This is a genomic window from Rhizobium sp. No.120, from assembly GCF_054558365.1.
Genome location: NZ_BAAJNQ010000016.1, coordinates 53575 through 80217, shown reverse-complemented (window position 1 = coordinate 80217; position 26643 = coordinate 53575). Strand labels below are relative to the sequence as shown.

At 57.8% G+C, this 26643-nt stretch carries 21 protein-coding genes and 1 pseudogene; 7 read left to right on the top strand and 15 right to left on the bottom strand.

Annotated elements, in window-relative coordinates:
* Positions 1–447 precede the first annotated feature (447 nt).
* Complete coding sequence (locus tag ACYJRZ_RS28170; RefSeq protein WP_459464273.1) at positions 448–1566, top strand: serine hydrolase domain-containing protein; 1119 nt, start codon at positions 448–450, stop codon at positions 1564–1566.
* Positions 1567–1636: 70 nt separating this feature from the next.
* On the opposite strand, the gene ACYJRZ_RS28165 is transcribed toward ACYJRZ_RS28170, so the two are convergent.
* The 8 genes from ACYJRZ_RS28165 to ACYJRZ_RS28130 form a co-directional block, all read right to left on the bottom strand.
* Positions 1637–3319 carry an ABC transporter ATP-binding protein gene (locus tag ACYJRZ_RS28165; protein WP_459464271.1) on the bottom strand — a complete coding sequence of 561 codons (1683 nt, stop codon included), beginning with the start codon at positions 3317–3319 and terminating at the stop codon, positions 1637–1639.
* Positions 3316–4260 (bottom strand): acetamidase/formamidase family protein, encoded by a 945-nt coding sequence (locus tag ACYJRZ_RS28160; RefSeq protein ID WP_459464269.1) that lies wholly within the window; start codon positions 4258–4260, stop codon positions 3316–3318. The genes ACYJRZ_RS28165 and ACYJRZ_RS28160 overlap by 4 nt, the downstream gene beginning before the upstream one ends.
* 81 nt (positions 4261–4341) lie before the next feature.
* Positions 4342–5961 carry an ABC transporter substrate-binding protein gene (locus ACYJRZ_RS28155; RefSeq protein WP_459464267.1) on the bottom strand — a complete coding sequence of 540 codons (1620 nt, stop codon included), beginning with the start codon at positions 5959–5961 and terminating at the stop codon, positions 4342–4344.
* Positions 5962–5987: 26 nt separating this feature from the next.
* Positions 5988–6908: an ABC transporter permease gene (locus tag ACYJRZ_RS28150; RefSeq protein ID WP_459464265.1), complete on the bottom strand. Its 921-nt coding sequence runs from the start codon at positions 6906–6908 to the stop codon at positions 5988–5990.
* Positions 6908–7756: an ABC transporter permease gene (locus tag ACYJRZ_RS28145; protein ID WP_459464263.1), complete on the bottom strand. Its 849-nt coding sequence runs from the start codon at positions 7754–7756 to the stop codon at positions 6908–6910. The genes ACYJRZ_RS28150 and ACYJRZ_RS28145 overlap by 1 nt, the downstream gene beginning before the upstream one ends.
* A complete protein-coding gene (locus ACYJRZ_RS28140) occupies positions 7756–8337 on the bottom strand; it encodes an ANTAR domain-containing response regulator (RefSeq protein WP_459464261.1) in 582 nt (193 codons plus the stop codon). Before ACYJRZ_RS28140 ends, ACYJRZ_RS28145 begins: the two co-directional genes overlap by 1 nt.
* Positions 8334–9470, bottom strand: a complete 1137-nt coding sequence (locus ACYJRZ_RS28135; RefSeq protein ID WP_459464259.1) for a transporter substrate-binding protein — start codon at positions 9468–9470, stop codon at positions 8334–8336. The genes ACYJRZ_RS28140 and ACYJRZ_RS28135 overlap by 4 nt, the downstream gene beginning before the upstream one ends.
* A gap of 129 nt (positions 9471–9599) precedes the next feature.
* Entirely contained in the window at positions 9600–9848 is a 249-nt protein-coding gene (locus ACYJRZ_RS28130; RefSeq protein WP_459464257.1) for a hypothetical protein, read from the bottom strand.
* Between the two features lie 432 nt (positions 9849–10280).
* On the opposite strand from ACYJRZ_RS28130, the pseudogene ACYJRZ_RS28125 reads away from it, so the two are divergent.
* From ACYJRZ_RS28125 to ACYJRZ_RS28110, 4 genes and pseudogenes are all read left to right on the top strand, one after another.
* Positions 10281–10724: pseudogene (locus ACYJRZ_RS28125) on the top strand (MFS transporter); the annotation flags it as partial.
* Between the two features lie 38 nt (positions 10725–10762).
* On the top strand, positions 10763–11233 hold the full coding sequence (locus ACYJRZ_RS28120; RefSeq protein WP_459464255.1) for an MFS transporter: 471 nt from the start codon (positions 10763–10765) through the stop codon (positions 11231–11233).
* A gap of 368 nt (positions 11234–11601) precedes the next feature.
* Positions 11602–13326 carry a peptidoglycan D,D-transpeptidase FtsI family protein gene (locus ACYJRZ_RS28115; protein WP_459464253.1) on the top strand — a complete coding sequence of 575 codons (1725 nt, stop codon included), beginning with the start codon at positions 11602–11604 and terminating at the stop codon, positions 13324–13326.
* Positions 13327–14202: 876 nt separating this feature from the next.
* Positions 14203–14700 (top strand): HIT family protein, encoded by a 498-nt coding sequence (locus ACYJRZ_RS28110; RefSeq protein ID WP_459464251.1) that lies wholly within the window; start codon positions 14203–14205, stop codon positions 14698–14700.
* Between the two features lie 723 nt (positions 14701–15423).
* Here ACYJRZ_RS28110 and repC read toward each other — a convergent pair.
* The 4 genes from repC to ACYJRZ_RS28090 form a co-directional block, all read right to left on the bottom strand.
* Complete coding sequence (gene repC, locus ACYJRZ_RS28105; RefSeq protein WP_459464249.1) at positions 15424–16647, bottom strand: plasmid replication protein RepC; 1224 nt, start codon at positions 16645–16647, stop codon at positions 15424–15426.
* 188 nt (positions 16648–16835) lie between these two features.
* Positions 16836–17870, bottom strand: a complete 1035-nt coding sequence (gene repB, locus ACYJRZ_RS28100) for a plasmid partitioning protein RepB (RefSeq protein ID WP_459464247.1) — start codon at positions 17868–17870, stop codon at positions 16836–16838.
* Positions 17867–19090, bottom strand: coding sequence for a plasmid partitioning protein RepA (gene repA, locus ACYJRZ_RS28095; RefSeq protein WP_459464245.1), 1224 nt, complete (start codon positions 19088–19090; stop codon positions 17867–17869). Before repA ends, repB begins: the two co-directional genes overlap by 4 nt.
* Positions 19091–19863: 773 nt before the next feature.
* The gene (locus tag ACYJRZ_RS28090; protein ID WP_459464243.1) at positions 19864–20769 is read right to left on the bottom strand and encodes a LysR family transcriptional regulator; all 906 of its coding nucleotides are present in this window, start codon (positions 20767–20769) and stop codon (positions 19864–19866) included.
* A gap of 90 nt (positions 20770–20859) precedes the next feature.
* Between ACYJRZ_RS28090 and ACYJRZ_RS28085 the strand changes: the two genes are divergently transcribed.
* Positions 20860–21831: a nitrilase family protein gene (locus tag ACYJRZ_RS28085; RefSeq protein ID WP_459464241.1), complete on the top strand. Its 972-nt coding sequence runs from the start codon at positions 20860–20862 to the stop codon at positions 21829–21831.
* 28 nt (positions 21832–21859) lie between these two features.
* Here the strand turns inward: ACYJRZ_RS28085 and ACYJRZ_RS28080 are convergent, their stop codons facing one another.
* Complete coding sequence (locus tag ACYJRZ_RS28080; protein ID WP_459464239.1) at positions 21860–22480, bottom strand: class GN sortase; 621 nt, start codon at positions 22478–22480, stop codon at positions 21860–21862.
* A complete protein-coding gene (locus ACYJRZ_RS28075) occupies positions 22477–24735 on the bottom strand; it encodes a marine proteobacterial sortase target protein (protein ID WP_459464237.1) in 2259 nt (752 codons plus the stop codon). The genes ACYJRZ_RS28080 and ACYJRZ_RS28075 overlap by 4 nt, the downstream gene beginning before the upstream one ends.
* A 170-nt stretch (positions 24736–24905) precedes the next feature.
* On the opposite strand from ACYJRZ_RS28075, the gene ACYJRZ_RS28070 reads away from it, so the two are divergent.
* Positions 24906–25667: a helix-turn-helix domain-containing protein gene (locus tag ACYJRZ_RS28070; protein ID WP_459464235.1), complete on the top strand. Its 762-nt coding sequence runs from the start codon at positions 24906–24908 to the stop codon at positions 25665–25667.
* Between the two features lie 8 nt (positions 25668–25675).
* On the opposite strand, the gene ACYJRZ_RS28065 is transcribed toward ACYJRZ_RS28070, so the two are convergent.
* Positions 25676–26425 (bottom strand): 2OG-Fe(II) oxygenase, encoded by a 750-nt coding sequence (locus ACYJRZ_RS28065; protein WP_459464233.1) that lies wholly within the window; start codon positions 26423–26425, stop codon positions 25676–25678.
* Positions 26426–26643: the final 218 nt, after the last annotated feature.

Genomic DNA, 26643 nt, shown 5'->3' with positions numbered 1-26643 from the left:
CCACAATTTAATGCAGGCCTTAATCGCCCTCCTGGCCAGTCGCCGGGTGGCCTCCATACTTGCTTTATCGGTCCCGTCGATACCGACATGACGCGCGGCTTTGAGCCCCAAAACTCCTCCCGGACTGGTGGCCGCAGGCTAGCGCTATCGTCGCTATCAGGGTTCAGCACGCGACTGGAAGCCCTCGTCCCGGCACCATCCTTCCCCTTCATGGCCAGAGGGATGTCGGAACAAGCCTGCGTGCTTCGACCAATGGGGCAATATCGACCACCGAGCGCTGACGCCACAGTTCGTCAATCTGATCCCTAAGAGTCGATGCAAATGTACTCCTCCTCGGGTCCCTTGCGGTTCCCCAAGACGCGTATTGGCGTGCACCGCCTTGCAGACATGACCGATATATGTAGTGCTATATATATATATGTCGGGAAGCACTCGAGGATTGTTGCGATGAAAGTGCGGGTGGACACAGTTGTGGAGAGGGCGATCAGTGCCGGCAAGATCGTCGGCACCGTCGTAATTGTCGTTAGAGGTGGCGAAACCGTCTATAGCCGTGCGGCCGGTTATGCCGATCGCGAAATGGGAAAGCCCATTGACACCCGAACCATATTTCGGCTCGCGTCAGTGACCAAACCATTCGTAGCAGCGACCGCTCTGGCTCTTATCGATAAGGGCCGGCTAGCCCTTGGCAGCCTCGTGCGAGATTACCTTCCTTATTTCCGGCCCCGACAGCCAGATGGGAAAACAGCCGATATCACCATCAAACACCTGCTCACTCATACGGCAGGCCTCAGCTATGGGGCAGATCCCAAAACCACGCCACCGGAGCGGATGTTCAATAGCGGCCTTTCTGATACAGACCTCGATTTCCAGGAGAACTTCAGCCGGCTATCGACCTTCCCGCTGCTGGCAGCGCCGGGTACGCTTTGGTCTTACTCGATCGCCATCGATGTTCTCGGAGCAGTCATAGCGCAGATTGAAGGGTGCAGCCTCGATGAAGCGGTGCGTCGTCATGTAACCGGACCGCTCGGGATGAGCGACACTGGTTTCTCGGTCAGGGATCCCCGGCGACTTGCCACACCTTATGCCGATGGCGATTCCAAGGCCGTCAGAATGAGTGACCATCATCCAATCCCGGACAATGATGGCAACTTGCTGACCTTTGCGCCGACCCGGCTGTTCAACCCAAAGGCTTTCCAGTCCGGTGGCGCTGGTATGGTGGGGACGGCACCGGATCTGATCTCCTTTCTTGAAACCATCCGCCAGGGTGGGGCTCCCATCTTGAAGTCTGAGACGGCGAAAGCGGCGCTCCTCAATCAGATAGGCGACATTCCACGCCCAGGAGAACCAGGACAGGGATTTTCCTTTTTGGGCGCGGTCATCAAGGACCCGGTTTTGTCAGAATCCCCGATGTCGAAAGGATCGGTAACTTGGGGCGGCGTCTATGGACACAGTTGGTTCATCGATCCTGTGAAAGGTATTTCTGCCGCGATCATGTCCAACACCGCGGTAGAGGGTTGCCTGGGAGCTTATCCGCAAGATATCGCGCGCGAGATTTGCGCCGCTTGATTCTTGTCACCAGAGGCGCCGATTGAACAAGATTTCCGCTACAGAAGTCGGCCGAAAGTCGGGAAAACCATCAGCATCGGCGTGCCTGCCGATAGTGAGCTGGATCGGGGATCGGAACGGCAGCCATCAGGTTTCGCGTATAGTCGTCGCTTGGGTTTTCGAACACCTGCCGGCGCGTGCCCATTTCCACGATGCGGCCGCCGCGCATGACGGCGACGTGATGCGACATTTTCTCGATGACGGCCATGTCGTGCGAAATGAAGAGATAGGCAAGCCCCATCTGTTCCTGAAGCTCGAGCATCAGATCGAGAACGCGTGCGCGCACCGAAACGTCGAGCGCGGCTACGCTCTCATCCGCGACGATCAGCTTCGGTTCGAGCGCCAGCGCACGTGCGATGCAGATGCGCTGGCGCTGGCCACCTGAAAACTCGTGCGGATAGCGGCCTGCGGCGTCCGGCGTTAGCCCGACGCGCCTCAATAGCGCCGCGACGCGATCCTTGCGCTCGGACGCATTGCCGACATTGTGGATTACCAACGGCTCCGCGATCGCGGAGCCGACGCTCATGCGCGGATCGAGTGAAGCATAGGGATCCTGAAAGATCATCTGCACGGCGCGGCGCACCGGCTGCATTTTTGCCGCGGAAAGCCCATGGACCTCACGGCCTTCGATCTTCACACTTCCTGCAAAGCCGATGAGATTGAGGATGGCTTTGCCGGTAGTGGATTTGCCCGATCCGCTCTCCCCCACCAGCCCGAGCGTCTGGCCGGCCTTGATAGCGAAGGAGACCTCGTTGACGGTGGGTGCGGCGGTCTTGCCATTACCGAACAATCCCCTCTTGCCGCCATAGGTTACGCTCAGCTTCTCAACTTCGAGTATGGGCGTGTCCGTCGCAGCCATGACGGGAGCGTTTGAAATGCGCGGTGGCTCGTCCGTGCCGGCATGAGTGCCGAGGCGCGGCACCGCGGCCAGCAGTTCGCGTGTATAGGCCTGGCCGGGTTTGCCGAAGATATCGAGCGCATCGCCCTGCTCGACGATGCGGCCATGCTGCATGATCGCAACGCGATCGGCCATTTCGGCAACGACGCCCATGTCATGGGTAATCAGCAGGATCGATGTGTTGAATTCGTCGCGAAGCTCGCGCATCAATGTCAGGATCTGCGCCTGCACCGTAACGTCGAGTGCCGTGGTCGGCTCGTCGGCAATCAACACTTTCGGACGGCATGACAGGGCCATGGCGATCATGACGCGCTGACGCATGCCGCCGGAGAGCTCGTGGGGATATTGGGTCAAGCGCTTGGCGGCGTCGCTGATATGGACGGCATCGAGCATGGACTTGGCGATCTTCGCGGCGGCGTCGGCGGTGTCGGCTTGATGCTCGCGGATGGCCTCGATAAGCTGTGCCCCGATCGTCATGACCGGATTGAGCGAGGTCATCGGCTCCTGAAAGATCATCGCCACCTCGCCGCCACGGATCTGCCGCAGGGCGCGGTGCGGAATGCCGAGGATATTGCGTCCCTCCAGCAGGATCTCGCCCGCGGCGACCTTCAACGAAGTCTTCGGAAGCAAGCCCATGATCGAGAGGGAGGTCACCGATTTCCCCGATCCGGATTCGCCCGCAAGGCAAAGCGTCCTGCCGGGCTCAAGGTCGAAGCTCACATCATCGAGAATGCGCGTCAACCCTTCCGGCGTTCTGGCATCGACGCTCAGGTTACGGACGGAAAGAACCGCTGAACGGGCGCTTTGAATGCTCACGCGAAGACAATCCTTGGAAAATAGAAGGAAACAACCCAATTCGGCATATCGACGATCTCGCTGATCCTCAAATCTCCGCAAACCGAGCAGAGCATGTAAGCATCGACCGGATTGAGGCCATGCTCGGCCGTGAGCAGGTCGATCATGCGCATGACGGCCTCCTTCGCACCTGTCATCAGATCCGGGCCGATACCTGTCGTCACTTCGTAGCCGGCACCATCGAGGTGTCGCGTGACGGGCTCGGTAGTGGTAAAGCGCGGGGTCTGGAGGTTGGCGCCTTTGACCAGATCGAGCGTCAATTCGACATTCATCTGGCTTTCTATGGCCGTGCCGCAGACTTCGCCGTCGCCCTGCGCCGCATGCGTATCGCCGACCGAGAAAAGCGCGCCTTCCGTTTCGATCGGCAGATAGAGCGTGACGCCCGCCGTCAGATCGCGGATGTCCAAATTGCCGCCGACGCGACGGGGTGGGAGAACGGAGTGGAGACCAGGTTCTGCCGGTACCACGCCGATCGTTCCCGTAAACGGCTTCAGGGGCACGCGACCGCCCGGACCGAACGCTGAAGGCGCCATAGCGACGCTGTCATATTTCCAGACATGCAGCGCCGGGTCCTTGAACTGATCGGCCAGAAGTCCGAAGCCCGGAATATTTGCCGTCCAGCCGTAACCGATCGGGTGGAATTTGCGGATCGTCACCTTGAGGGCGTCGCCGGGCTTGGCGCCTTCCACATAGACCGGACCGGAGACGGGATTGATCTTGGCAAAGTCGAGATTGACGAGCGTTTCCAGCGTCGCATCCGCGCCCATCTGACCACCCGACGAATCCATGCATTCGAACAGGATGGTTTCGCCGGGCTTTGCTGTCAGGGCCGGCGGAAAGTCTCTGTTCCAGCCGAAATTATGCTGCGCGCGATGAATAGTGTGGGTGCAGGCGATGCACATGATGGTCTCCGAATTCAGTTCCGCTGGCTTTAGCCCGCCTCCCCCGCGTAGCGAGAGAGGCGAATTGGCCATCTTCTTGGCTTATTGTTTCACGAAGATCGCGTCATAGTTGATGACGCGGGTCGGATCGACGTAGACATTGCCAGATCCGCCCATGCGCAACGACTTGGCGACCACGCGGCGCTCGTTCATGACGGGTACCCAGGGAGCATCAGCCATGATGTCGGTGAAGATCTTGCCCCAGGCTGCCTGGCGATCTGCCGCCTTGGCGGGATCCGACATGGAGTCGGCGGCAACGGCGCGTTCGTCCAGGGCCTTGTTGCAATACCACGACCAGTTCCAGCCACCGGGAACGGCACCAGAGCAACCGAGAATGGGTCCATAGAAGTTGGACGGATCGGGGAAGTCGGCGATCCAGGCCATGCCGCCCGACCAGATCATCGGCGCCTCGCCTTCCGTTCCGCCGGCGGAGATGACATTGGCCTGCGCAAGCGCGCGAACCTCGGCCTTGATGCCGATTGCCGCCAGATCCTGCTGAATCGACTGCGCAATGCGAGGCTGCGGGTCGGTGTTGGTCGAGTAGAGCACGGTCGAGAAGCCATCGGGATAGCCGGCCTCGGCAAGCAGCGCCTTTGCCTTCTTCGCGTCATAGGCAAAGCCCTGGAATGACTTGTCATAACCCGGCATCAGCGGCGGCAGAACCTGATTTGCCGGTGTGGCCCGGCCATTGAGGATGCGCGTAATGCGATCCTTGTTGACGGCCATGTTAATTGCCTGGCGAACCTTCAGATTGTCGAAGGGCTTCACCTTCGTGTTGAGCGTAATGTAGCCGGTATGCAGCTGCTCGCCATCGACGATCATCTTCGCACCGTCCGGAGAGTTCTTAATCTCCAGGAATTTTGCCGGCGGAATACCGTCGCCGACGATATCGACCTCACCCTTCTGCAGACGCAGAAGTGCTACGAGCGGTTCCTGTCCGACTTCAACGGTGAAGCTGTCGACATGCGGAACGCCCTTGGCAAAGTAATCCTTGTTACGCTCGAAGACGAGCTTCTGGCCGATGGTCCAGTCCTTGAGGATGAATGTGCCCGAGCCGACGGGCTTCTTGCCGAAGTCGCCGTTTGCAGCCTCCACGGCCTCCTTCGGCACGACGGAAGCGAAATTGATTGCCAACACATGCAGGAATGTCGCATCCGGGCGGCCCAGATGGAAGACGACGGTGTCTGCGTCCGGTACCTCGATGCCCGGAAGATTGTCGGCTTTGCCAGCGGCCATGTCCTCATAGCCCTTGATCGCACCGAAGAAGCCGGCGCCAGGACCCTGCGTCTTTGGATTGACCGCGCGCTCGATAGAATATTTGACGTCCGGAGCGACAATCTCGCGTCCGTTCGAGAACTTCACGCCTTTGCGCAACTTGAAGGTGTAAGTCAGGCCGTCCGGGGAGACGGTGAAGCTTTCGGCCAGCGACGGAACGAGCTTTGCCGTACCTGGTTCGTAATCCATGAGACGGGAAAACAAGCTCTTGATCATCGACCAGTTCACCCAGTCGTAGCCGATGGCCGGGTCGAGCGTGGTGATATCGTCCTTATAGGTAACGGTGATGCTGCCACCGTCCGTCGGCTGATCGGTGGCATGGCCGGCCAGCGGCGTGAGGACCAGCATGGCAGCCGTCGTCGTTCTGAGTAACCAGCTTTTGAACATAGGTTAGTTCCCCTTCTTGGTGTGATTCAATGCGAACGAATGCGTGGATCGATAAGCGGTGCGATAAGGTCGGCGGCCAGATTGCCGAGAATGATGGCGAGCGCGGAAGTAAGCGTAACCCCCATGATGATCGGAATATCGACCAGCTGAATCGCTTGCCAGGCCAGCTGGCCGATGCCTGGCCAGCCGTAGACGGCCTCGACCACCACCACACCGCCCATGAACTGCCCAATGTCGATGCCGATCATGGCAATGATCGGCAGGATGGCGTTCGGCAGGGCATGGCGCAGGATGATGCGCCGTGCGGACAAACCTTTTGCGCGTGCGGTGCGGATGAAATCCTGGTTCAGCACATCGATCATGGCCGAGCGGACCATGCGGGCATACCAGCCGGCGCCAAGAAGGCCGAGCGTGGCCGCCGGCAGCACGATGTTCGAGAAGCTGCCGTAGCCGCTCATCGGGAACCAGCCCAGCGTGGCCGCAAAGAGATACAGCAGAAGCAATGCCACGACGAATTGCGGCGCGGACACACCGACGAAGGCCGACGCCATGACGAGGCGGTCGGTCGGGCCACCCCGATCGAGCGCTGCGATGATCCCGAGCGTCAGGCCAAGCAGCACTTCCACGAAAATGCCTGCCGCCATCAAGGTGATCGTAGCCGGCAGGCGGGCCAGGATGAGGGTCGTAACCTGTGTTTTCTGCGCATAGGAGCGGCCGAAGTCCCCATGCAGCAGGCCGTTCAGATAGTGCATGAATTGCGCCAGAAGCGGCTGGTCGAGACCAAGTTCGCGGCGGATATTGTCAACGGTCTGCGGGGTGGCGCTGCGGCCGGCGATCATGCGCGCCGGGTCGGCCGGCAGCGCATAGAGCAGAATGAAGGTGATGGCGGCAACACCGAGAAGAATAAGCGCCGATTGAACGAGGCGCCGCGCAAGAACGCTCAGCATCAGCCCCTGCCTCTCTGGGTCGGATCGAGAATGTCGCGCAGCGCGTCACCGACGAGGTTGAAAGCGAGAGCTGTCAGCAAAATGACCGCCCCGGGGAAGAAGACGAGCCAAGGCGCGGCCTGAAAATAGCTCTGGCTCTCGAAGATGATATTGCCCCAGGATGGTTGCGGCGGCTGCACTCCGACACCCAGGAAGGACAGCGTCGCTTCCAGAAGGACGGTTGTTGCGATGCCGAGCGTTCCCCAGACGATGGCGGTCGGCACGAGATGCGGCAGGATATGCAGGGCAAGGATACGCGTATGGCCGGCGCCGAGCGCCCGTTCGGCCATGATGAAGTCGCGTTCCACCAATGCGCGTGTTTCGGTGTAGACGATGCGGGCCACCTGCACCCAATTCACGAGCGCAATGACCATGGCGACGATCCAAAGGCTGGGTTTCAGGATTGCGGCAAGCACAATCGCCAGCAAAAGGGCGGGAAAGGCCATCATCAGATCGGTGAAGCGCATCAGCAGACTGCCGGCCCAGCCGCGCAGATAGCCAGCCATGACGCCGACGAAAAGGCCGATCGTCACGGCAACACCATTGGCGACGAGACCGATGATCAGGGACGTCCTTGCGCCAAATAACAGTCTCGAAAACAGATCGCGGCCGAGCGTATCGGTGCCAAGCAGGAATTGCCCGCCCGGCGGCATGGGCGCTCCTTCCAGGGTCAGGCCTTCGAACATCTGATTGTCGGGGTCGAAAGGCGCAAGCCATGGCGCTGCGATCGCCATGGCGACAACTGCCACGACAATGATGAGGCCGAACAGCCCTGCGGGTTGTCGGTAAAGTTCCTTGAATATCCGCATCAGCCGACCTCGTAGAGTGTCTCGGAGCCGACCAGGAAGAAGGCGGCGATTTGTTCGACCGGAAGACGCCGGCGCATGGCGCAATTTCTCAAGATCGCATAGGCACCTTCGTCATCGATCTTGCGCTCGGCCTTAAGCCGTTCGATTGCGGTGAAGACGACCGGCCGGAGTTTCAGGCGCTCTTCCAGATGGGCGATACGGCTTGCTGTCATCAGGCGCTCTTCGTGGATGGATACCGCCAGCACCAGGGCGGGAAAGACCGCCGATGCCGTCACCGGCTTTTGAATGATGGCGCCAGCGCCCTGGCGCAGGGCCCAGGCAATACGGCCGGGTGCTTCTGAACCGAGCACGGCAACGACGGGACGCAGCGGTTTATCGCCGCTCCATGGGATCAACTCGTCCCAACCACGATCGACGTCGACGACGACCAGATTCGGTAGCTCGTCGGGCGGGATGGGCTTCCATTGGCGATTTACCCGTATGCCGAGAACGATCAACTGGCGGTTCAGCCTTTCGGTATTGGCGTCGTCTTCCGCAAGGAGCGTGACATGCCAGCCGGCGAAATTGGGTGTGCCGTTCATGATTGCACCACCCGCAGATGCCGGGTTGGCTTCTGTCTGCTTGCGATCAGATAGGGATCAGCGGGAATGGCGGGTTCAGAAGCTATCAGATCGAATCCATGCTGGGCATTGATACGCCCAAGATAGAAGGGAAGTGCCGCATGGTTCGTCGTCGGATCGACCACCAGATTTCCCAGCACGGATGGCCAGGAGCGCGAGACAACCTCTTGCCGCACCATCAAGGGATCGTCGCTGCCTGATGCCTCGATTGCGGCAATGCAAAGGGCGACGGCAGTATAGGCGCTGGCAAAGATGGTCGAGATCTTGCCGATCTCCGGCCTCCATGTTTTCAGACGGGACTTAAAGGCGATGTTTTCGCTGGTATCCAAGCCGTCGAAATAGGAGAGCGCCGAAAGCTGGCCGACTGCGCCGCCGGCAATATCCATCAGCTCGCATTCAGTCAGGTCGCAGCTGGCGACCGGGCAATTTTCCGGCAGGAATGCCGGGTCCCGCTTCCCGAGTTCCGCGATTGCTGCCAGAAAAGCGTAGCTCGAAGGGCCGATCAGGTTGTTGAGAATGAAACTCGGCCGCTTCTCGGCAATATCGGCGACGATACGTTCGACGGATGTTTCCTCAAGCGGCAGGTAGCGTTCGCCGAGGATCGTTCCGCCGGCATTGACGATCAGCTCGCGGGCGAGTCGGTTCATCTCCCACCCCCAGACATAGTTGGCGCCGACGAGATAAGGGCGTGATCCGTAACGCGGAATGAGATGTTCGAACAGCGGGATGAGATGCTGATTGGGGCAGGCACCGATGTAGACGACGTTTTCGTTCGCCTCGAACCCCTCGTACGGGCACATGTACCACAGCAGGCCGTCATGCTTCTCGACAAGCGGAATGACTTCCTTGCGGGCAGCGGATGTGATCGTGCCCACGATGTGCCGGCAGCCGCTGTCACGCATCAGGCTGCGCGCGCCTTCGAGATAGGCGGCCAGATCCGCATGCGGATTGAAGAAGACGAGCTCCGCCTTCATGCCGCCATTGCGGCGATAGTCGTGAAGGGCAAATTCGGCACCGAGTTGAGCCTCACGCCCCAGCAAACCGTATGGCCCGGTGGTCGAGTAGAGAATGCCGATTTTCGCGGCGGTCTGCATCGTATCTCCCAAAACAAAAAAACCCACAACGCATGTCCGGGAAACCGGGGCGTTGTGGGGCGCTATTGCCCTTCGACAATCGAAGTCATGTCAATGAGACGAGCACATTTGCTCATATCTTGAGCGTGATTAAAATACGGTCATTTTAACTTTGTCAAGGTTGGCAGCGATAGCAGATTGACAGCCGTGAAATTTGAAGCGGCAGACATTGATCGCCGTCGTTTCCGCCATGCGGGCGTTCTGTAGAAAGCTGATGACTTCAGCGAAGATGACGAGGTAAGCAGATCTCTCTTCTGTAGCGTCCGTGATTTTGGCTGATGCAGGAGCATCACAATAATCTGCCCGGCGCCGCGCAAAACCGCAGGCGGAAGCTATCATAGATTATACTTCCAGATCGAGAAATTATCTATGTATTTCAATGTATTAGATATCCTTACATCGAGAGTATGAAACTAGCACTCCAAGGTAAGAGCAGCGGATTTGGGGCAGTGTCGCTAGATTGGCAATTGTGCCCTTCCTCATCTTTGATCATAATCTCCGGTTGTGGTTGAGCAGATGCTTAAGGTGAGTAACAAGAGGCTCTATGACGAAGCTCGATATTGACCGCAGTCGCAATGTATCGGGGCCTGATAGCCTCGCCCCGCTCACGGTGCCGAAACTGCGACGACTGCTCCCTCGCCCAGATTCCCTCCGATCTGGCCGATTGGTTGGACTTCGTGGCATTGAGTGCGCTGGTGGCATTCCAATGGCAGCTTGGACCTATAGGGGTTGCAAGTTTAACATTGGCGCTAGCGTTACCCCTATGTCGTTCTCGCCCCCGCCGTTGGCGTTCTGGTGGATCGAGCCGATCAGCGAACGTTGCTGGTAGCGAGTAACCTCATACGCGCCATTTCAACGGCGGCATTTGTTCTCGCGCCAAATCTCCTTGTGCTCCTTGTGTGTGTCGTCATCAAATCCAGCGCTGACGCTTTGTTCACGCCGGCAAAGCAGGCGGCAATCCCACTTCTGGCCACCCGCGATCGACTGTTGGCTGCAAATAGTCTCAGCCACGTCATCAATCAGCTGACCAAGATTGTCGGCCCGGCCTTGGGTGGGGTTCTGACTGTGTTTCTCGACTTGCAGCAGATTTTCTTGGTGAATGCTGGCCTGTCGTTGATCGCAGCTTTGGTTCTCCTTGGTTTACCAGGCTCGTTGCGCGCAGATCGCAGTGAAGCCGCTAAGGAAAATTTAGCCGGGAGTTTGCCGACGGCCTGAGATACATTCGCCGCAAGCCTGTCCTGGCTACCGCCATTGTGGCCATGGCTCTCGGCTATTTTCTAATCTTCCTGTACGACGGCTTGATTGCGCTCTTGGTCAAGGAAATCGGCCTTTCGAGCGCCTTGCTCGGAGCCTCCGTTGCGTCCGCGGGAGCCGGCGGAGTAATCGGCGCTTTGTTACTGGGACAGTTCTTCGCGCAGCGCGATCCTTTTCAATTGATGATCGGTTCAGGCCTCGTTGGCGGGCTGTTAGTTGCATTGATGGGACACGTCGGACGCGGCGATATCGAGATATCTCCCGTAAGTTTTTGTGCACTCCTGTTTGCCACAGGTTTGGCCAGCGCCGGCTTTTTTGTCCCTTACCGCGTAGTGCTGCAGAGGGAGATACCGCTTGAGCTTTTGGGACGCGTAGCCGCGGTCGGCGAGGGACTTAGTGCGGCAGCGATGATGACGGCCCCGCCGCTTGGAGCAGCACTGGCGGAATTTGCAGATCTGCGCCGTATTTGATCAGCGGCTATGCCACGGCCTTTCTGGCATGTTCATTGCTCATTGTAAGACGGCGGATGGGAACGAGAGACGAAGGCGTAAACGCCGGATAGAGGGGCTAGCCCCAAATCTGCCGCACGTACCATGGCAAAGCGCCTGGACCCACTATTGTCCTCCAGGCGCCAATCGTCGCTTTCTAGAAAGTGTCCCTCCCACCAGCATTTCCACTTTGCCATTTGCCGGCTGGAAGTCCGCTTGGTGCACTCTCTTTCATGTACGAGGATGGTAATGGGAGCTTATGATTAGACTCCTGTTAACCATCTTGCGTTTAAAGATTGTTAATCGAGAGGCAAGCCCGCCCTCCTCCCAGTTTTTGCGAATTATCGTTCATGTCGATCATCCACGCCCTCGGTGCAAATAGCGGTCGCCTTATCAGAATTACCTTCGGTCCTGCGGCGGGGCGGGAGCGTCCGCCGGTGCGGGCAACTGGCCACGCCAAACTTGCCAAAGCCCGCATCATGATGCTCGCAGGTGGGTTGCTCGTCTGCTACGTGGCGATCTTCGCCAGGCTCACCTATTTCGATATGGAGCCGAGGACCGACACGTCGGCAATTCCCCCTGATCATGTGAGCGCCGCGCGTCCGGATATCGTCGACAGAAACGGCGAATTGCTCGCAACGGACATCCGCACCGTCTCGATGTTTGCCGAGCCCAACCGTGTGATCGATCCGGACGAGGCCGTGGAAAAAATCGCCTCGATCTTTCCCGATATCGATCGCAAATCCCTCTATAAGAAGCTTGCCGACCGCCGCTCGCATTTTGCCTGGCTGCGCCGGCAGCTGACGCCGAAGGAACAGAGCGAAATCCTGGCGCTGGGCATTCCGGCGATCGGATTTCGACCTGAGGTCAAGCGCTTCTATCCGGGCGGGCGAACTGCCGCCCATATTCTCGGCTATGTCGATATCGACAATCACGGCGTTGCCGGCATGGAGAAATATCTCGACATGCAAGGCTTGTCGGATCTCGCTTCCACGGGCCTGACGAGCCGCGACCAGCTGGAACCGGTGCGGCTTTCGATCGACCTGCGCGTCCAGAACATCGTCCACGACGTCGTGTCGGACGCGATCGGTCGATACCAGAGTCAAGCGGCCGGCGCCGTCATTCTCGATATTCATACCGGTGAAGTCCTGGCCATGGCCTCGGCACCCGACTTCGATCCGAACGATCCGCAGGCTGATGTCAAAGGCTGGCTGAACCGTATGTCGAACGGCACCGACGAGATGGGCTCGGTGTTCAAGACCTTTTCGATCGCGATGGCCATCGATACGGGCACGGTCAAGCTGACGGACACCTTCGACGCCAGCTCTCCCCTGCACTACGGCGGCTTCACCATCCATGATGACCGCGACGTGCCGCGGCGCGTCCTGTCGATCCCGGAAATCTTCCGCTACTCGTCCAACATCGGCACAGCCAAAATGATGGACAAGGTGGGCATGACCATCCAGAAGAGCTATCTGACGCGCTTCGGACTGCTATCGAAAATGCAAACGGAATTGCCCGAAGTGAAGGCGCCGAGCCAGCCAAAGGTTTGGAAGAAGCTCAACTCCATAACCATAGCGTTCGGCCATGGCGTTGCGACGACACCGATGCAGACTGCCGTTGCCGGCGCAGCCCTCATCGACGGCGGCAAGCTGATCGAGCCGTCTTTCCTTCCGCGCACGCAGGAGGAGGCAGAAAAGACCGAGACGATGGTGGTCAAGAAAAGCACCAGCGACACGATCCGCTATCTCTTCCGGCTGAATGGCGAACAGGGCACCGGCAGAGCCGCCGACGTCCCCGGCTATCATGTCGGCGGCAAGACTGGCACCGCAAACAAGGTCATTCACGGCGTCTACTCGCACAAGCTCAGCTTCAATTCGTTCCTGGCAGCATTTCCCATGGATAACCCGAAATACGTGGTGCTGGCCTTTATCGATCAGCCGCTGACAGGCGTGCACAACCTGAACCTCGCAGCCGAAACGGCGGCCCCCATGGTTCATGATATTATCAGCCGTGCCGCGCCCCTGCTCGGTGTCGAGCCGGATTTCGGATCGAACTTGCTAGCCGCTTACTGAGGATTCGGTTCGCTCCGCGGCGTCGCGACGGCAACAACGATCAAGCGACGCTCTGCCTAGGCAAGAAGAGAATGGCTGCTCTGCGCGTATCATGGTTCGCCGATCTCAGCCTCCGCTATGATGACTTCCTTGAACAAGATCTGCTTGGCTATCGGCCCGCAGGTGCCCGTCCGACCTCCAAGCCTTCGAAGTCTCGTCTCGACCTCAATCCCAGTGGACATTAATGGGCCACGTCGCAAGGCTTGCCTTTTCAGAATGGCTCGGGTTTTGCCGGCTCTTGCAGAGTTACCGGGCAGCAGTAATAACACTAAGACTGTTGGCAGCTCTGCTGATATTCCGCATGCTACAGGGACAAGCCTGCCGACGGCCCCTCTTCTAGCAATCCCGGCAGACCTTTGCTCTGCCAAGTGCAGCCTATAGATCGACGCCGCCGTCCTTACGAGAGACCCTGACAACTGTCAGGGTTTCTGTTGAGCATTTTGATGGAGCGATATGACGAGGATTGGCTCCCGTCACCTTTTGCAGAGTAAATCTGCTCAAACGGCCGCCGATATCTGCAAGTTGGAAAATCCTGACAGCTGTCAGGGTTTTGATACGAACTCCGAAACCAGACCGGCCTGCTCTTCAGCCGGTCAGGGCGCTGACTCAACAGGAGCTGTCGAGTCCGGAGCGGTCACGATTATATCGCCGCCGCCCTCTATTTCATTGGTGCAATGTGCCGGTCGTTGAACAAGGATAGCGACTGGCGAGGAATCATATCGTTTGCCTCTCTCTCAGCGGCGGATAAAAGATGCGCATGCTCTCTGGGAGCAAGCCACTTTGGCACTTCAAACAACGAAAAGTATTCGGCGAATGATAGAGATACCGGGAGCTCGAATGGGGTCTGCATCACAGTTTTTCATTGCTGAGACGGACGAATGGCTTCTCAGTCATCGCGCAAATTCTGCCCTCCCCGGCTATCTTATCATTACTTCTAAAAGATCCGCCAATGATCTCTCGGAGCTATCTGATAGTGCCTTGCGCGAAATCGGTCCATTGCTGGCACTATCTCAAGCAGCCCTAAAACAGGAGCTCCTCGCTCCGCGCGTCTATATTGGACGCTATGGTCATAGCGCTGGGCTTGCGTTTCATTTCCATATCATTCCCATCTACGATTGGGTCGAGACGCTGTTTTGGCAAGATAGTCGATACCGTACCCTCAGCCAATTTGCGGAAGGGAATGCGGAGCCCGAAACGGACGGCGCAGAACTTACCCTGTTCGTCTGGCGGGAATTCTGCGAGCGCATTCTGTCGCCTCCAATCGAAGGACCGACAGTTTCAGAAGCGATCGACCTCCTGCGCAAGAGGATGCGTCGCCGTTTGCAGGCTATCTGAACTGTTGTTGGACAATAATTTGCTTGACTGTTCTGCGCGTCTCCCCTGCTATATATCACAGAACAAGCGGATTGCTTCGCATTCCATGCCGAAATTCGACGTTGTTTAACTACCAGATTTATCAAGGGAAATTTCTTATCGCGAAGTTATTCCGTGGTTAGCTTCCATAAGCCATACCTCTCCCATGCAAGGCCTATTGTCTATTTGAACCGGCTTTAATTTCTGACGCCCAAGGGCGTCTTCCAATGACCAATAGAATGATTTGTTGCTGCTGAAGTTCATTACAAAATCGTAAGGGTGCTATTCATTTTCGGTTAAGTCTTAATCGGTCATCAAGATCATGCGTAAACACGCAGCATCACCCCCAATGCTTATGAGGTTTAACATGAAAAGCCTGCTTCTCTCTGCCACTATCGCCCTGGTTTCCGTTGTTGCCGTCAGCGCTCCCTCCCAGGCAGCTCCGTTCCATCGTCATCACCACAATTGCTTTGTGAAGACCATAAAGCACAGGGTTCATGGCCATTGGGTCGTTCGTAAGGAACGTATCTGCCGTTAATCCAATGTGCGACTTTGGCCGCCGGCAAGATTCGACGGCCAAAATTGAAAGAAATATATAGCTTGCTATCTCCAGGTTGCGTCGCGTCAAAGGCTCATTCTGATCGAATATATGAAACGTCGGCGACGTTCCGGAACCAGCACATCTCGGCAAGACGACCTGATATGTCATGGAACCTGTAACATAACACCGCCATATCCTGCGTTTGTGCGAAGTAGGGCCATAAGTACCCGACCTAGTGAAAATTGACCGCGTTTTGCCTTGTCCGTAAGATCGCGTAGATAAGCGCCAGCTGAGTTGATGTGCCCGGATCGTTCGAGAATGCAGGCCATCGTCACCGCCGCATTCTCCGGTCCCATTGTCTCGCAAGCATGCTGATAGGTTGTCGGACTGATACCGAACATCGATCGAATGACAATGGCTGCAGACATCAGATCCCGCCAATTGCTGATTACGCCTGCCGGGCCATAGGAGCTAATTTCCGGACATGCCTTCAGCACGAGAGCTAATGGGAAAGTACGCATCGGCTCTTTTGGTCGGGCGTCTGTTTTCGCAGATTTTGCCTCCAGTGCTGTTCTAAGGCTTGGTTCAAATTCATTGAAGGATTCGGGATTTGAATTCTTTATGTGGCGCTCACTATGGGCATCATTGGTGCTACTATTTTCGACTTTCTGCTGTTTTTTCAGGAGGTTGATAATTTCACCGCGCAAACGCTCCATCTCACTGAGAGCAGAGGTAACGTTAGACATCGTCGGAGAACGGGGAACGCGAGCGAGGAGGGCGCTATAGCTTTCTTCTATCCGAGCCCAGTCGCCCTCGACACCTTCTGTGATCGCTGCTGCAATCAATTTGCGGACATCGCGCCGGCAAATCGTCAAGCTTTCTTTGGCATGCCGAAACGCCACTCGATCTGCCACGACCTGTTGAGCCATGATTGCAAGTTCTTCGGCGCGCAATAGCAGCGGCGAGATATCAAAGCCGAATGCATTTTCGATCTCGCCCGTTCGGCCTTTTCTGGCATAGCGCTTGCCATTGGCACTATCCTTGCGAAGGATCAGGCCAGCCTCGACGAGAAACGCCAAATGCCTGCGAAGCGTGGCGCCTGCAATGCCATGGGCTCGCAAGGTCAACTGGTTATTGGAAGGAAAGACAATGAGCTTGGCGTCCTGCCGCAGTTCCTTATCCGGGTAGAAACTCAGCAACGCGTCGAGCACGGCCAGGCTGCGATCCTGCAGGCCGAGCTTTTCGCGTGCTTCGGATATGTCTCGAAATACCTTCCATTTATCGGCCGTTTTGCTTGGTTCAAGCGCGGCTGTCGCAATCTGCCGCCTAATCAAGGCAAGCGTCATCGGCCGTCGCCCAAAGGGCGTCGTTACACTTCCATCCTGCATTTTCTTCACCTTCAAGAGGCAAAAGAAATACGATCACCAAAAACGGTGCCAAAGACTCTTGACTGTGATTCGAGGAAATGCGATTCTTCAGTTGCTACATTGAAGAGAAGGCTTCCGCGACGGCAACGTTTAGGGGGCCTTTTTTCTTTTGCTAGGTTTCCTTTCCAATCAGAAAACCCTGACAGCTGTCAGGGGTTACGTTTGTCTCTGGAACGAGTGAAGCGCTCAATAAGATCGGGCAGCTCTTCCTCGATAAATCTTACGAATTCCGTACCCAGTTTGCCCTCGGCAGAGATCCGAACCTCCCGAGGGGAGGTCATGAACACACCCAATTTGGTTCCGGATGTATCCGAAATCGCAATTTGCGTGTTGCGCGGCTCAGATGGAGGCTTGATCGCCTTCAATACCATCTGAAAGCGTTGGTCCGAGGTTTCGTTGACCGCATTTTCATCCAACAGAGCAGCACGCGCTGCGTTAAGGGCATTCGGGGCTGCTGATATCGCCTTAGCCAGATCTAGCCAGCGCGGGCGACCAATCTTTGGAGCCCTGCCGATTGCCTCAATGATATCCGCTGGGACTGTGCGATAGACGCTCCGCATTCGCGCAAGCTCCGCATCTTCGATCGAGAGGGCCGCATAGATATGGCGCGCTTTAATGCCCGCATCATCCATGCGCGAAGCAAACAAGGCGCGTTCGATCCATGTCAGGTCCTGCCGGCTGGCATTCTCGATGCCCTGCGCCAGCACCAGATCGAGATCGGAAATCTCGACTTCTATGGCACGAACGGCTCGGCCGAGCTCTAGGGCGGCCCGCCACCTGCGATGACCATAGACGACCTGATACCGATCGCTTGAAGAAGGATGCCGTCGAACCTGGATCGGAACCTTTTGGCCTTCCTCCTCGATGGAGCGCTTGAATCTCTCGAAATCCTGAGGATCGTCATCAGGCAGGCGGTCCGGATAAGGAGAAGCATCAATCAGCTGAGGATCGAGATCCTGTATCCAGCCTTCGCCGGATTCGACAATGGCACGCAGTCGGTCGCGTTCGGCACGTATATCGCCGATCGCCCGATGCGCGGCTCCGATGACGCCGGCGCCGACACGGCCAGTTTGCGCGGGCACAGGGGCTGGTGGCAACGGATCTGGTTTGTTTTCGCTGCTTTCCAATTCCGCTGAGAGCAGGCCGAAACTGGCGACTATGGATTTTCTCGGGTTTTTGCTCATCCACGCCCCCAACTTGCGTTGATGAGTTGCACGATCGCTTCGTTGACAGCGTCGACGGCCTCGCGGGCGCGCTTATGCGTATCCCGGCCGATCTGCCCCATTTCCAGCTCGTACAGGGAGCGCTTGGCGAGCCCGGCAGCCTCAACCGCCGTGCTCTCTATCGCCGTCGGTAATAATACGTCAGTGCCGAAGAGATGGCGCAGCATTGCAACGACCTGCGACTGCGGCGCATCGTTCGGATCGTGACGGGTCACAAGATAGCGGATGAAATCCTGATCGAGCTGCGCGCCGCTTTCGTTGAGCACGCTGATAAGGTCGCCCATCATGAGCAGGAACTGGCTCATCGATGCCACGTCCAACATAGCCGGATGCACCGTGATGATCATGCTTGTTGCGGCATAAATGGCGCTGAGTGTCAGAAATCCGAGCGAAGGCGGCGTATCGAGGATGACGATATCATAATCGTCTTCAACTTCCGCCAGCGCTAGCTTGAGACGCTCGAAAAATATCGCACCGGAGCCGGATTTCTGAGCCAGGACGCGAGGCGTCTCGTGCTCATACTCCATGACCTCCAGGTTGCCTGGTATAAGATCAATGCCGTCGAAATAAGTTTTGCGGATGATCTCGCGAATGGGGCGCCTTTCGGCCGCCTCATATCGAAGCGCCGCATAGATGGTTTCATTGGCGCCGACATCAATTTCTGGCTGCGCGCCGAACATTGCCGAAAGCGATGCCTGCGGATCGAGATCGAGGGCAAGCACGCGATAGCCATGCAGCGCGAGATAATGCGCGAGATGGACGCAGGTCGTCGTCTTGGCGCTGCCACCCTTGAAGTTGGCGATCGCCATCACCTGCAGATGTTCCCCGGGGCGACGTCGAGGCAGGAAGCGAAGCGCTTCTGCCGGCTTCTGCTTGGCAAACAGCTCCCGCAATTCATTGATTTGGGCAAGCGTATAGACCCGATGATTGTTCTCCAACCGGCTGGGAACGGGACCGCGGCCTTCACTCGACATCAGCTTCAATGTCGAATCCGGGATAGATGTGAGCTTTGACACTTCATTGGTCAGGAACTGGCGGAGCATCTTCTCGGATTTCGGCGGATACATACGCGTTCTGAGCTGCTGGAGCTGACCAGACAGCACAGTTGCATGCCGCGCAATTTTGCTGGCTGCATTTTCCTTTGAAGGAGCTATTGTCTCCGTGCGGTTCGCTATCGCCATTTATCCCTCTTGGCGGCCTGTCGCCGGTTTGCCGACATTTGCCCGCCAGAAGATAGAACACGATTCTGTCAGGCCGTCCAGAGATTAACGGATAATGAGCGATTAGCGTGTGACAGTTAAGACTCTAGCCGGGACGCTTAATGCACTGCTTTTCCTGGATTTTCTGCGTAACCTTCGAAAAATAGCTGAGGTGATAAGCTACACTTTTGATTGTAGAATCCCGCTGTCATCGAACGCTCGACCTCTACCCGGCTAAGGTTGATAAGGATTACGGCAGCGAGAATCGGTGAATCAGTCCCTCTGAGTCGGTGCTGGCGTGGATAGTCTCATTTGGGATATTGGCGGCGCCTGCCACAAGGTTACAGTACATTGCTTGGTAATGCAGCCCTTGGTCGTGCGGCATGTCTGAAAATATCCGCTGTGGGCGAATCATTGTATTCCCTTGTCGAAAATTGGATCGGCCCTAGTTTGCGAATCATTAATGATTTGTGAGGGTTAGTAACTTTGAGCTATGATTGGAGCGGCGTCAGGACACGACGCATCAAAGCGATCAAGATGGCAGTTTCGGCAATGATTGCAGTGGCAGTTCTTGGTACACCGACAATGCTTTGGCTACATGGTTCGTTTTGACCATCAAGGCGCCTGAACGTCCACCGGTGACGTCGGGCAAGTTTAGTGCCTTTCGGACAATGGGGTTGGAATGCATAACCCCGTTGTCAGCAACGAGAGTGATTGTTCGCTTTCGTCGCAGAATGCCGATGCACAAGCCTCCGTTATCTCGAGAGCATCCCGGCCTGTAAGTGGCCGAATTCCAGATTCTTCGATACATGATCGATAAAGCGGGCCAACAGGGGGCTCGTATGTTTGGGATGCCAGCAGATTCCCACCGGCCATCTTGCTTCCGGTTCTACGAGAGGGTGCTTATGGCTGGACCCTGCCAATGTCTGCACGCCACGCCAGGGCAGGAATGCTGCGCCCAGGCCGGCTGAAACGATGGCATGCACGGTCAGTATGTCATCGGCATATTGGGCAATGCGAGGCTCGAAACCGGCAAGCGAACACCAGCGCCTGATCTCATCATCCAGCCCTGGTCCGCGCGATGGCGAAAGTGCCACGAAGCCAAGCTCATTCAGCTCTGCCAGCCGATCCAGGGCCGGCATGGTTATCTCCCTTGGAAGCACCAGAGCAAGATGCTCTTCAATGACCGGCATGAAATCCAGCCCGCTATCGTCCTCCGGCACTCGGCAGAAACCGACATCAAGCCGGCTGTCGAGCAGGCGCTGATGCTGTTCTCGCGATGGCAGGTCGTTGAGCGTGATGCCGCAATCCGGCGTCGCCGCACGAAAGCCGGCGATCAGCTGTGGCGCGACAGCAAGGGTTGATATTCCAAATCCGATGTCGAGATATCCGGTGAGGCCGGCCATGGCGCGATGCATCTTCCGGTCGACATCGTCGTTCAATTGAAGAAGCGGGCGCGCTTCGCGCTGCAGAAGTTCTCCGAGAGGTGTCAGTTTGGCGCCATGGCGGCCGCGTTCGAACAATGCTCCGCCCATTGCAGCTTCCAAGGCTTGAATCTGCTTGGTGAGGGTTGATTGGGTGACGAACAATTTTGCCGAAGCCTTGCCATAGTGGCCGGTGTCAATCAGTTGAACGAAGGATCGGAGGAGCTTTATTTCCATTCTATTCAGGAATAATTTCAATCGATAAAGTCATTTTACGAAAGGGAGGCCGCGTGGTCAAATTGTTTCATGGCGAAAGGAGCAATCGACATGACGCTCAAAATTTCATCCGTGCAGTTTCAGCATCGGGCCAATGACAAGGCCTACAATCTCTCCCGCATAGAGCATTTCACGGAAGAAGCCGCTCAGGCTGATAATCAGCTCGTCGTCTTTCCCGAGATGTGTATCTGCGGATATTGGCATGTTCCTAAGCTCGATGGTCCCGCTTTGCAGGCGCTGGCGGAGCCGCTCTCCGGTCCCGCGATCAGTCGGATTGCCGTCCTGGCGCGGGAGAAGGGCATAGCGATCGGCGCCGGCTTTCTGGAGTTGGGCGAAAACGGAAAGCTCTACAACAGTTATGCGGTCTGTATGCCGGATGGCCACATCCACTGCCATCGTAAACTGCATGCGTGGGAGCATCGCCTCATTTCCAGCGGCGAAGCTTTCACGGTCTTCGACACACCGTGGGGAATTCGTGCCGGCATCCTGATCTGCTGGGACAATAACTTGATCGAGAACGCGCGGGCCACGGCCCTGCTTGGCGCGGAATTGCTGATCGCGCCGCATCAGGCCGGCGGCGGCCATTCGGTTAGTCCGCACGGGCTGAAGCGAATACCGATCGAAAAATGGATCAATCGACACAAAGATCCGGAGGCGATCGAGGCCGAATTTCGAGGTCAAAATGGCCGGGAGTGGTTCATGCGCTGGCTGCCGTCGCGTGCCCACGACAATGGAATGTTCCTCGTCTTCAGCAATGGGGTCGGCCAGGATGAAGACGAGGTACGCACCGGCAATGCCATGATTCTCGATCCCTATGGGCGCATACTGGCCGAAACGTGGGCTGCCGCCGATGCGAGGGTGAGCGCTGAAATCGATCTGGCCTTGCTCGACAAGTGTACGGGCCAGCGCTGGATAAGAGGCCGCCGTCCGGAGCTTTATAGTATCCTGACACAACCCAATGCCAAGGGCCTCGCCCCAATGGACGCGCGTTACTCGGAAGCGTCTACCCGCAACGGCGGGTAGGCTAGATTTCCATATGGCTGGCCGTGGTCTATTTCGCCGTGGTTCCTTCGAGATCGCCATAGACCAGATAGCGCAGCGGCCCCGAGGTCACGGCGTCGAAGGGAAAGCAGGTCGTCAGCACGAGATGGGTGCCGCGCGCATAGGGATCGATCTCGGCCTCGTCCCAACGGGCGACGGCCATATGGGTTACGCGGAAAGTGAAGGTCCGGCCATCGCTGCGCGTGACGCGGATACGGTCGTTCTCCCTGATATTTCTCAGGAAGGTAAAGTGAGTATCGCGGTGCGCCGCATAGACGGCCGTACCCTCTTCGCCGGCCTGCGGGGTATTGTCGAGGTGGCCGGGGCCGAAGGCAAGCGCCTGGCCGCTTGCACCCTTGAGCGCGATGGCGGAAACGCCAAGGCGCGGAACTTCGATACGCGCCACCGGCCAGGTGTCGGCCCAACTCCAGGGCTTGACCGGTGCGCCTGATATCACGCTTTCGACAAAGGCACGCTCCAGCAGGATTTGGGCCAAAGCCGCCTTGGCATAGATCCATCCTCCCTGTGCGGCGAGGAAGAGACCAACGGCGATGAAAATACCGGCCGCAAAAGTCAGAAGGGAGCGCGCTGGCGCGCTCCCGATGCTTTGGAGGCGAGTGGCGGCGATCATGCCCGGCTCCTTCGCGATGCGAGGATCAGCAGCGAAGCTCCACATAGAAGGGCAACCAATCCCTGGAGAATGAGAAGCATTCCGGGCGTTGCGGTCTGCGGCAGCGGAACGCTGGCCTGAGCCGGTGCCGAGATAGGCTCAAGTTCCGCGTTGCCATCGACGCTCTGCAACTTATCGGCCGTCTGTAGATGCCTTGCATCAGCCTTCGCATCCCGCATTGCCTCGATGCCGAGGAGCTTGTTGTAATCCCAGCCCGCGGGAAGCTGCAATGGAATGTCGGCCTGTGTCAGCGGCGCGTTTGTCGATCGCAGACGCTTCGTATCGACGGCGACGAGACTTGTGAGGCGCGTCACCAGGTGATGGTCGAGTGCCAATTGCAGGATGCGCTTGTCGGCATCGGCCTGCGAGATTTTGCCGAGCGTGAGATTGACCTCGGCATCATCGATCTGGCGCCGTGCCCAGATCTTCGAGATGCCCTTGGCATTGCTTGCCTGATCGAGCGGCAGGGAGATCGTCCACGGGCGGTCACCGATCTTGCCGCTGACGGTCAGGGTTCCGGCTGCTTTTCCCATACGGGCCGCCAGAACGAGCGGTTCGCCACGGTAGATGTCGGGCAGGAGGTTTGGTGACAGGTTGACATTCTTTTCCGAAAAGGCAGCCGCGACGTCGGTGGCAGCCGGGTTCTCCAGCTTGTCGAATAGGGCGCGCATGCGCTCGTTCACTTCGGCGACCGAACCGATGTGGGTGAAGCTGCCACGGCCAAGTTCGGCGGCGCGGCTCATCATGTACGTGTTCGGCGCGGAACCGATGCCGACCATGAAGATGCGAGAGCGTCCTCGCGACTTCGCGATGGCATCGAGAAGCTGCTGCTCATTGCTGACTTCGCCGTCGGTCAGAAACACGACCTGGCGCAATCCGTTGGCCTGGTGGCTGTCGTCGAGTGCTGCTTGAAGCGGCGGCAGCATTTCCGTTCCGCCGGCAGCTTCCAGGCCGGTAACGAAGCGGCGGGCCGAGGCGATATTCTCAGCCGTTGCCATGACCGAATCGGGGAAGAATTTGGTCATCGTGTTGTCGAAGCGAATGACGTTGAAGCGGTCGTTCGGCTCGAGCCGGGACAGGGCATAATCGAGGCTCGCCCTTGCCTGTTCGATCGAGGTGCCGCCCATCGAGCCGGAATTGTCGATGACGAAAACCACCTCGCGGCCGGCCTTTTGCGGCGTCGCCACCGCCGGCGGCATCACATAGGCAAGCACATAGTCATCCTTGCCGACGTGTTCGCGGAAGAGGCCGACGCTTGGCATATTGCTTGCGACCGCGCTCCATTCGAGCACAAAGTCGCGGTCCGCAGTCGCATCGCCATCAAGAACGATCCGGCGCGCGCTATCGCTTACTTTGTCGATCTTGACTGCGTGATAGAGGCTTTTGACGTCATCGAGCGGAAAGCCGGCATTGAGATTGACCTTGAGGGTGACAGGGTTGGTGTGGTCGCCGCCGGGGGCCATGAGCGGCGCGGAGATGGGCTGGTTGCTGCCCTTGCGCGATGAACTCTGTTTGGACTGACCCCAGCCGGCTTTCAAATCGGCTTGTTGCGTGATGGGCGACGCATCTTGCGGGCTGTAGCGCGGTGCGACGACCAGCGGCACCCGCAGGGAGAAGCGACCGTCCGCCAGGTGGATCGACTGCTGATATTCAATCTGCACGACGATTTTTTCATGTGGGCCGATGTTTGCGACCGTATTGGTAAAGACATTCGGACGCTGCTGTTCGACCAGGGACGCCTTCTTTCCTTCTTTGCGCGCTTTCTCGTATATGGCGCGCGCAGCCTGCTTCTCCTTGATATCGGCGACAACGACCCGATTGCCGACGATCATCTTCAGGGAATAGACGGCGCTGTCTTCCGGAAGAGGAAATACATAGAGGGCTTCGACCCATTTGTCGGTCGTGTTCTCGAAGGCTTGCGTGAGGACTGCGCGTGCCGTCGGCCCATTGATGTCGAGATCGACATCGGTCGCAAGGCGGGGCGCCTCGATATATTTTCCGTCTTCGTTGGTCTGAAGAAGAAGGCTGCCCGCGCCCATTTGGTTCGGCGTGACGAAGGCTGCCGGTTGCGCGTGCGATTCCAGGGGATGCAGCAGTGCGAAAATGACGGCAAGCACCGGCAGCAGGACGGCATTGCTGAACCAGAGCAGCAGGCCGAATCTGATGAGGAAACTTTGCCGCTTCTGGTAGCGCGAGACGTTTGGCGAGGCTGACATGACAGGCTCCTTATTCGTTGGTGAAATGACTGAAGCCATTGTGAACAAAGGCCATTTTCTCGCCAGCGTAAGCTTTGCCCTGTTTCGTCCGCATCTTGCCGCAAACGGTCTTGCCGGTTACGGCCATGTGTGGAATTGTGAAGAAAATTACGCAAACAGGAAACGAAGGAATGGTCCAGGGCGACCCCTATTTGTCCGACAGCCAGAACAATGCCGTGGCGGCGCGGGTTCGCGAGGAGATCGCCCGACGGCGCATTTCCAGGCAGCGTCTTGCCAATGATGCACGTATCAGCCTCTCGACCTTGGAGAAGGCTCTTTCCGGCCATCGCCCCTTCACGCTTGCCACCCTCATTCGGCTTGAGCAGGCCATGGGCGTCGTCCTGCGGGAACCTGCTGGAACGCAAGCACCTGTCGTCAACGACAGGCCCGGTCATGCCCCTGAAGAGCTTGGGGCCTATTCCCGCGCCTCGGTTTCCTGGCTGGAAGGCACCTACCTGACGCTTCGTCCGTCCTTCGGCGATACGAAGGCGATTTTTGCCTATTGCACCGAGATCGCCTGGGATGGAGAACGGACATGTTTGAGCTTCCGGGAACGCGAGCGCAGCGATGCCTCGTTTTCACAGCAAGGTTCGGTGTCGGTGCCGCACCTGTCGGGGCATATCTATCTGGTGACGAATTCGTCCGGGCAGTATCGCATGGCGATATTGTCGCGGCCGAGTATCACCGGCGAGATGTTTGGCCTGCTGACGACATTGCGCGCCGGGCAGGGGTCGCATCTCACACCCGTCTCGACGCCGCTTGCCCTCCTGCCTATGTCGGCTTTCGCGCAGCCGTCGCTCGGGCGCATCTTGGCGGGCGATCAGAATCACGAGGCATACTCGGCCATCATGGACAGAATTACCGGAGAAAATTACGCCGGCTTCGTCGGGTAGCGACGCCCTCAGCGGGCGTCGTGAAAAATGATGCCGACAGTGTGGCGCATGCCCGAGCGGACCCGGCTTACCCCGTGCCTGAGATTGACACGGTAGTTCCCCTTCGATCCCCGTACAGGCCGATTATGGACTGCGAAGGCGACGGCATCACCTTGTCGAAGCGGCACGACGTCCACGCGGCTTTGCATGCGCGGCCGCTGTTCGGTCAGGACAAACTCACCACCGGTGAAATCCCGCCCCGGCTCGGACAGCAGAATGGCCACCTGGATTGGGAAAGCGAGTTCGCCATATAGGTCCTGATGCAGGCAGTTGAAGTCTCCAGGCACATATCGCAGCAGCAGCGGCGTCGGGCGCCTCTGACCGGCCTCGTGGCATTGCCTCAGGAAGGCAGCGTGATCATCGGGATAGCGCTCCTCGATGCCCATCCGTTCGTTCCAGCCGTTTGCGATGCCGGCAAGGTGAGGATAAAGCGCTGTGCGCAATCCACCGAGAAGTTCCGGCAGCGGATAGCTGAAGTAGCGGTATTCGCCTCTTCCAAAACCGTGGCGCGCCATGATGATATGGCTGCGGAAATGACGTTCCTCGGGGTAGAGCCCGGAGATCGCAGCGCATTCATCGGATGCGAGAAGCTTCGGGAGAACGGCGCAGCCGAAGCCGTCAAGTTCTCCCGCCAGTGACGGCCAGTCATAGGCGTCGACCCGGGCCACGATGGGGCTTTCCAAGGAACCCGGAGATAAAGTAGAGATCGATACGTTCATGTTCATATCCTCGGTCTGGGCGGGCTTTCGAGGGCGTTCGAGGCCTGCGAATGCCGCGATAACCTGGAGCCTAGCGCCCGAACCGGAACTGCCGCCACCCGATTTCCGATGAGCGGCTCACACGAATGGGCCTCGCCGGCTACATTGCGATACAATCGCGCCGTTTCCTGAAATTTCGCGGATACAATTCCAGGCGATCTTCCCGCGAGATCATCCAT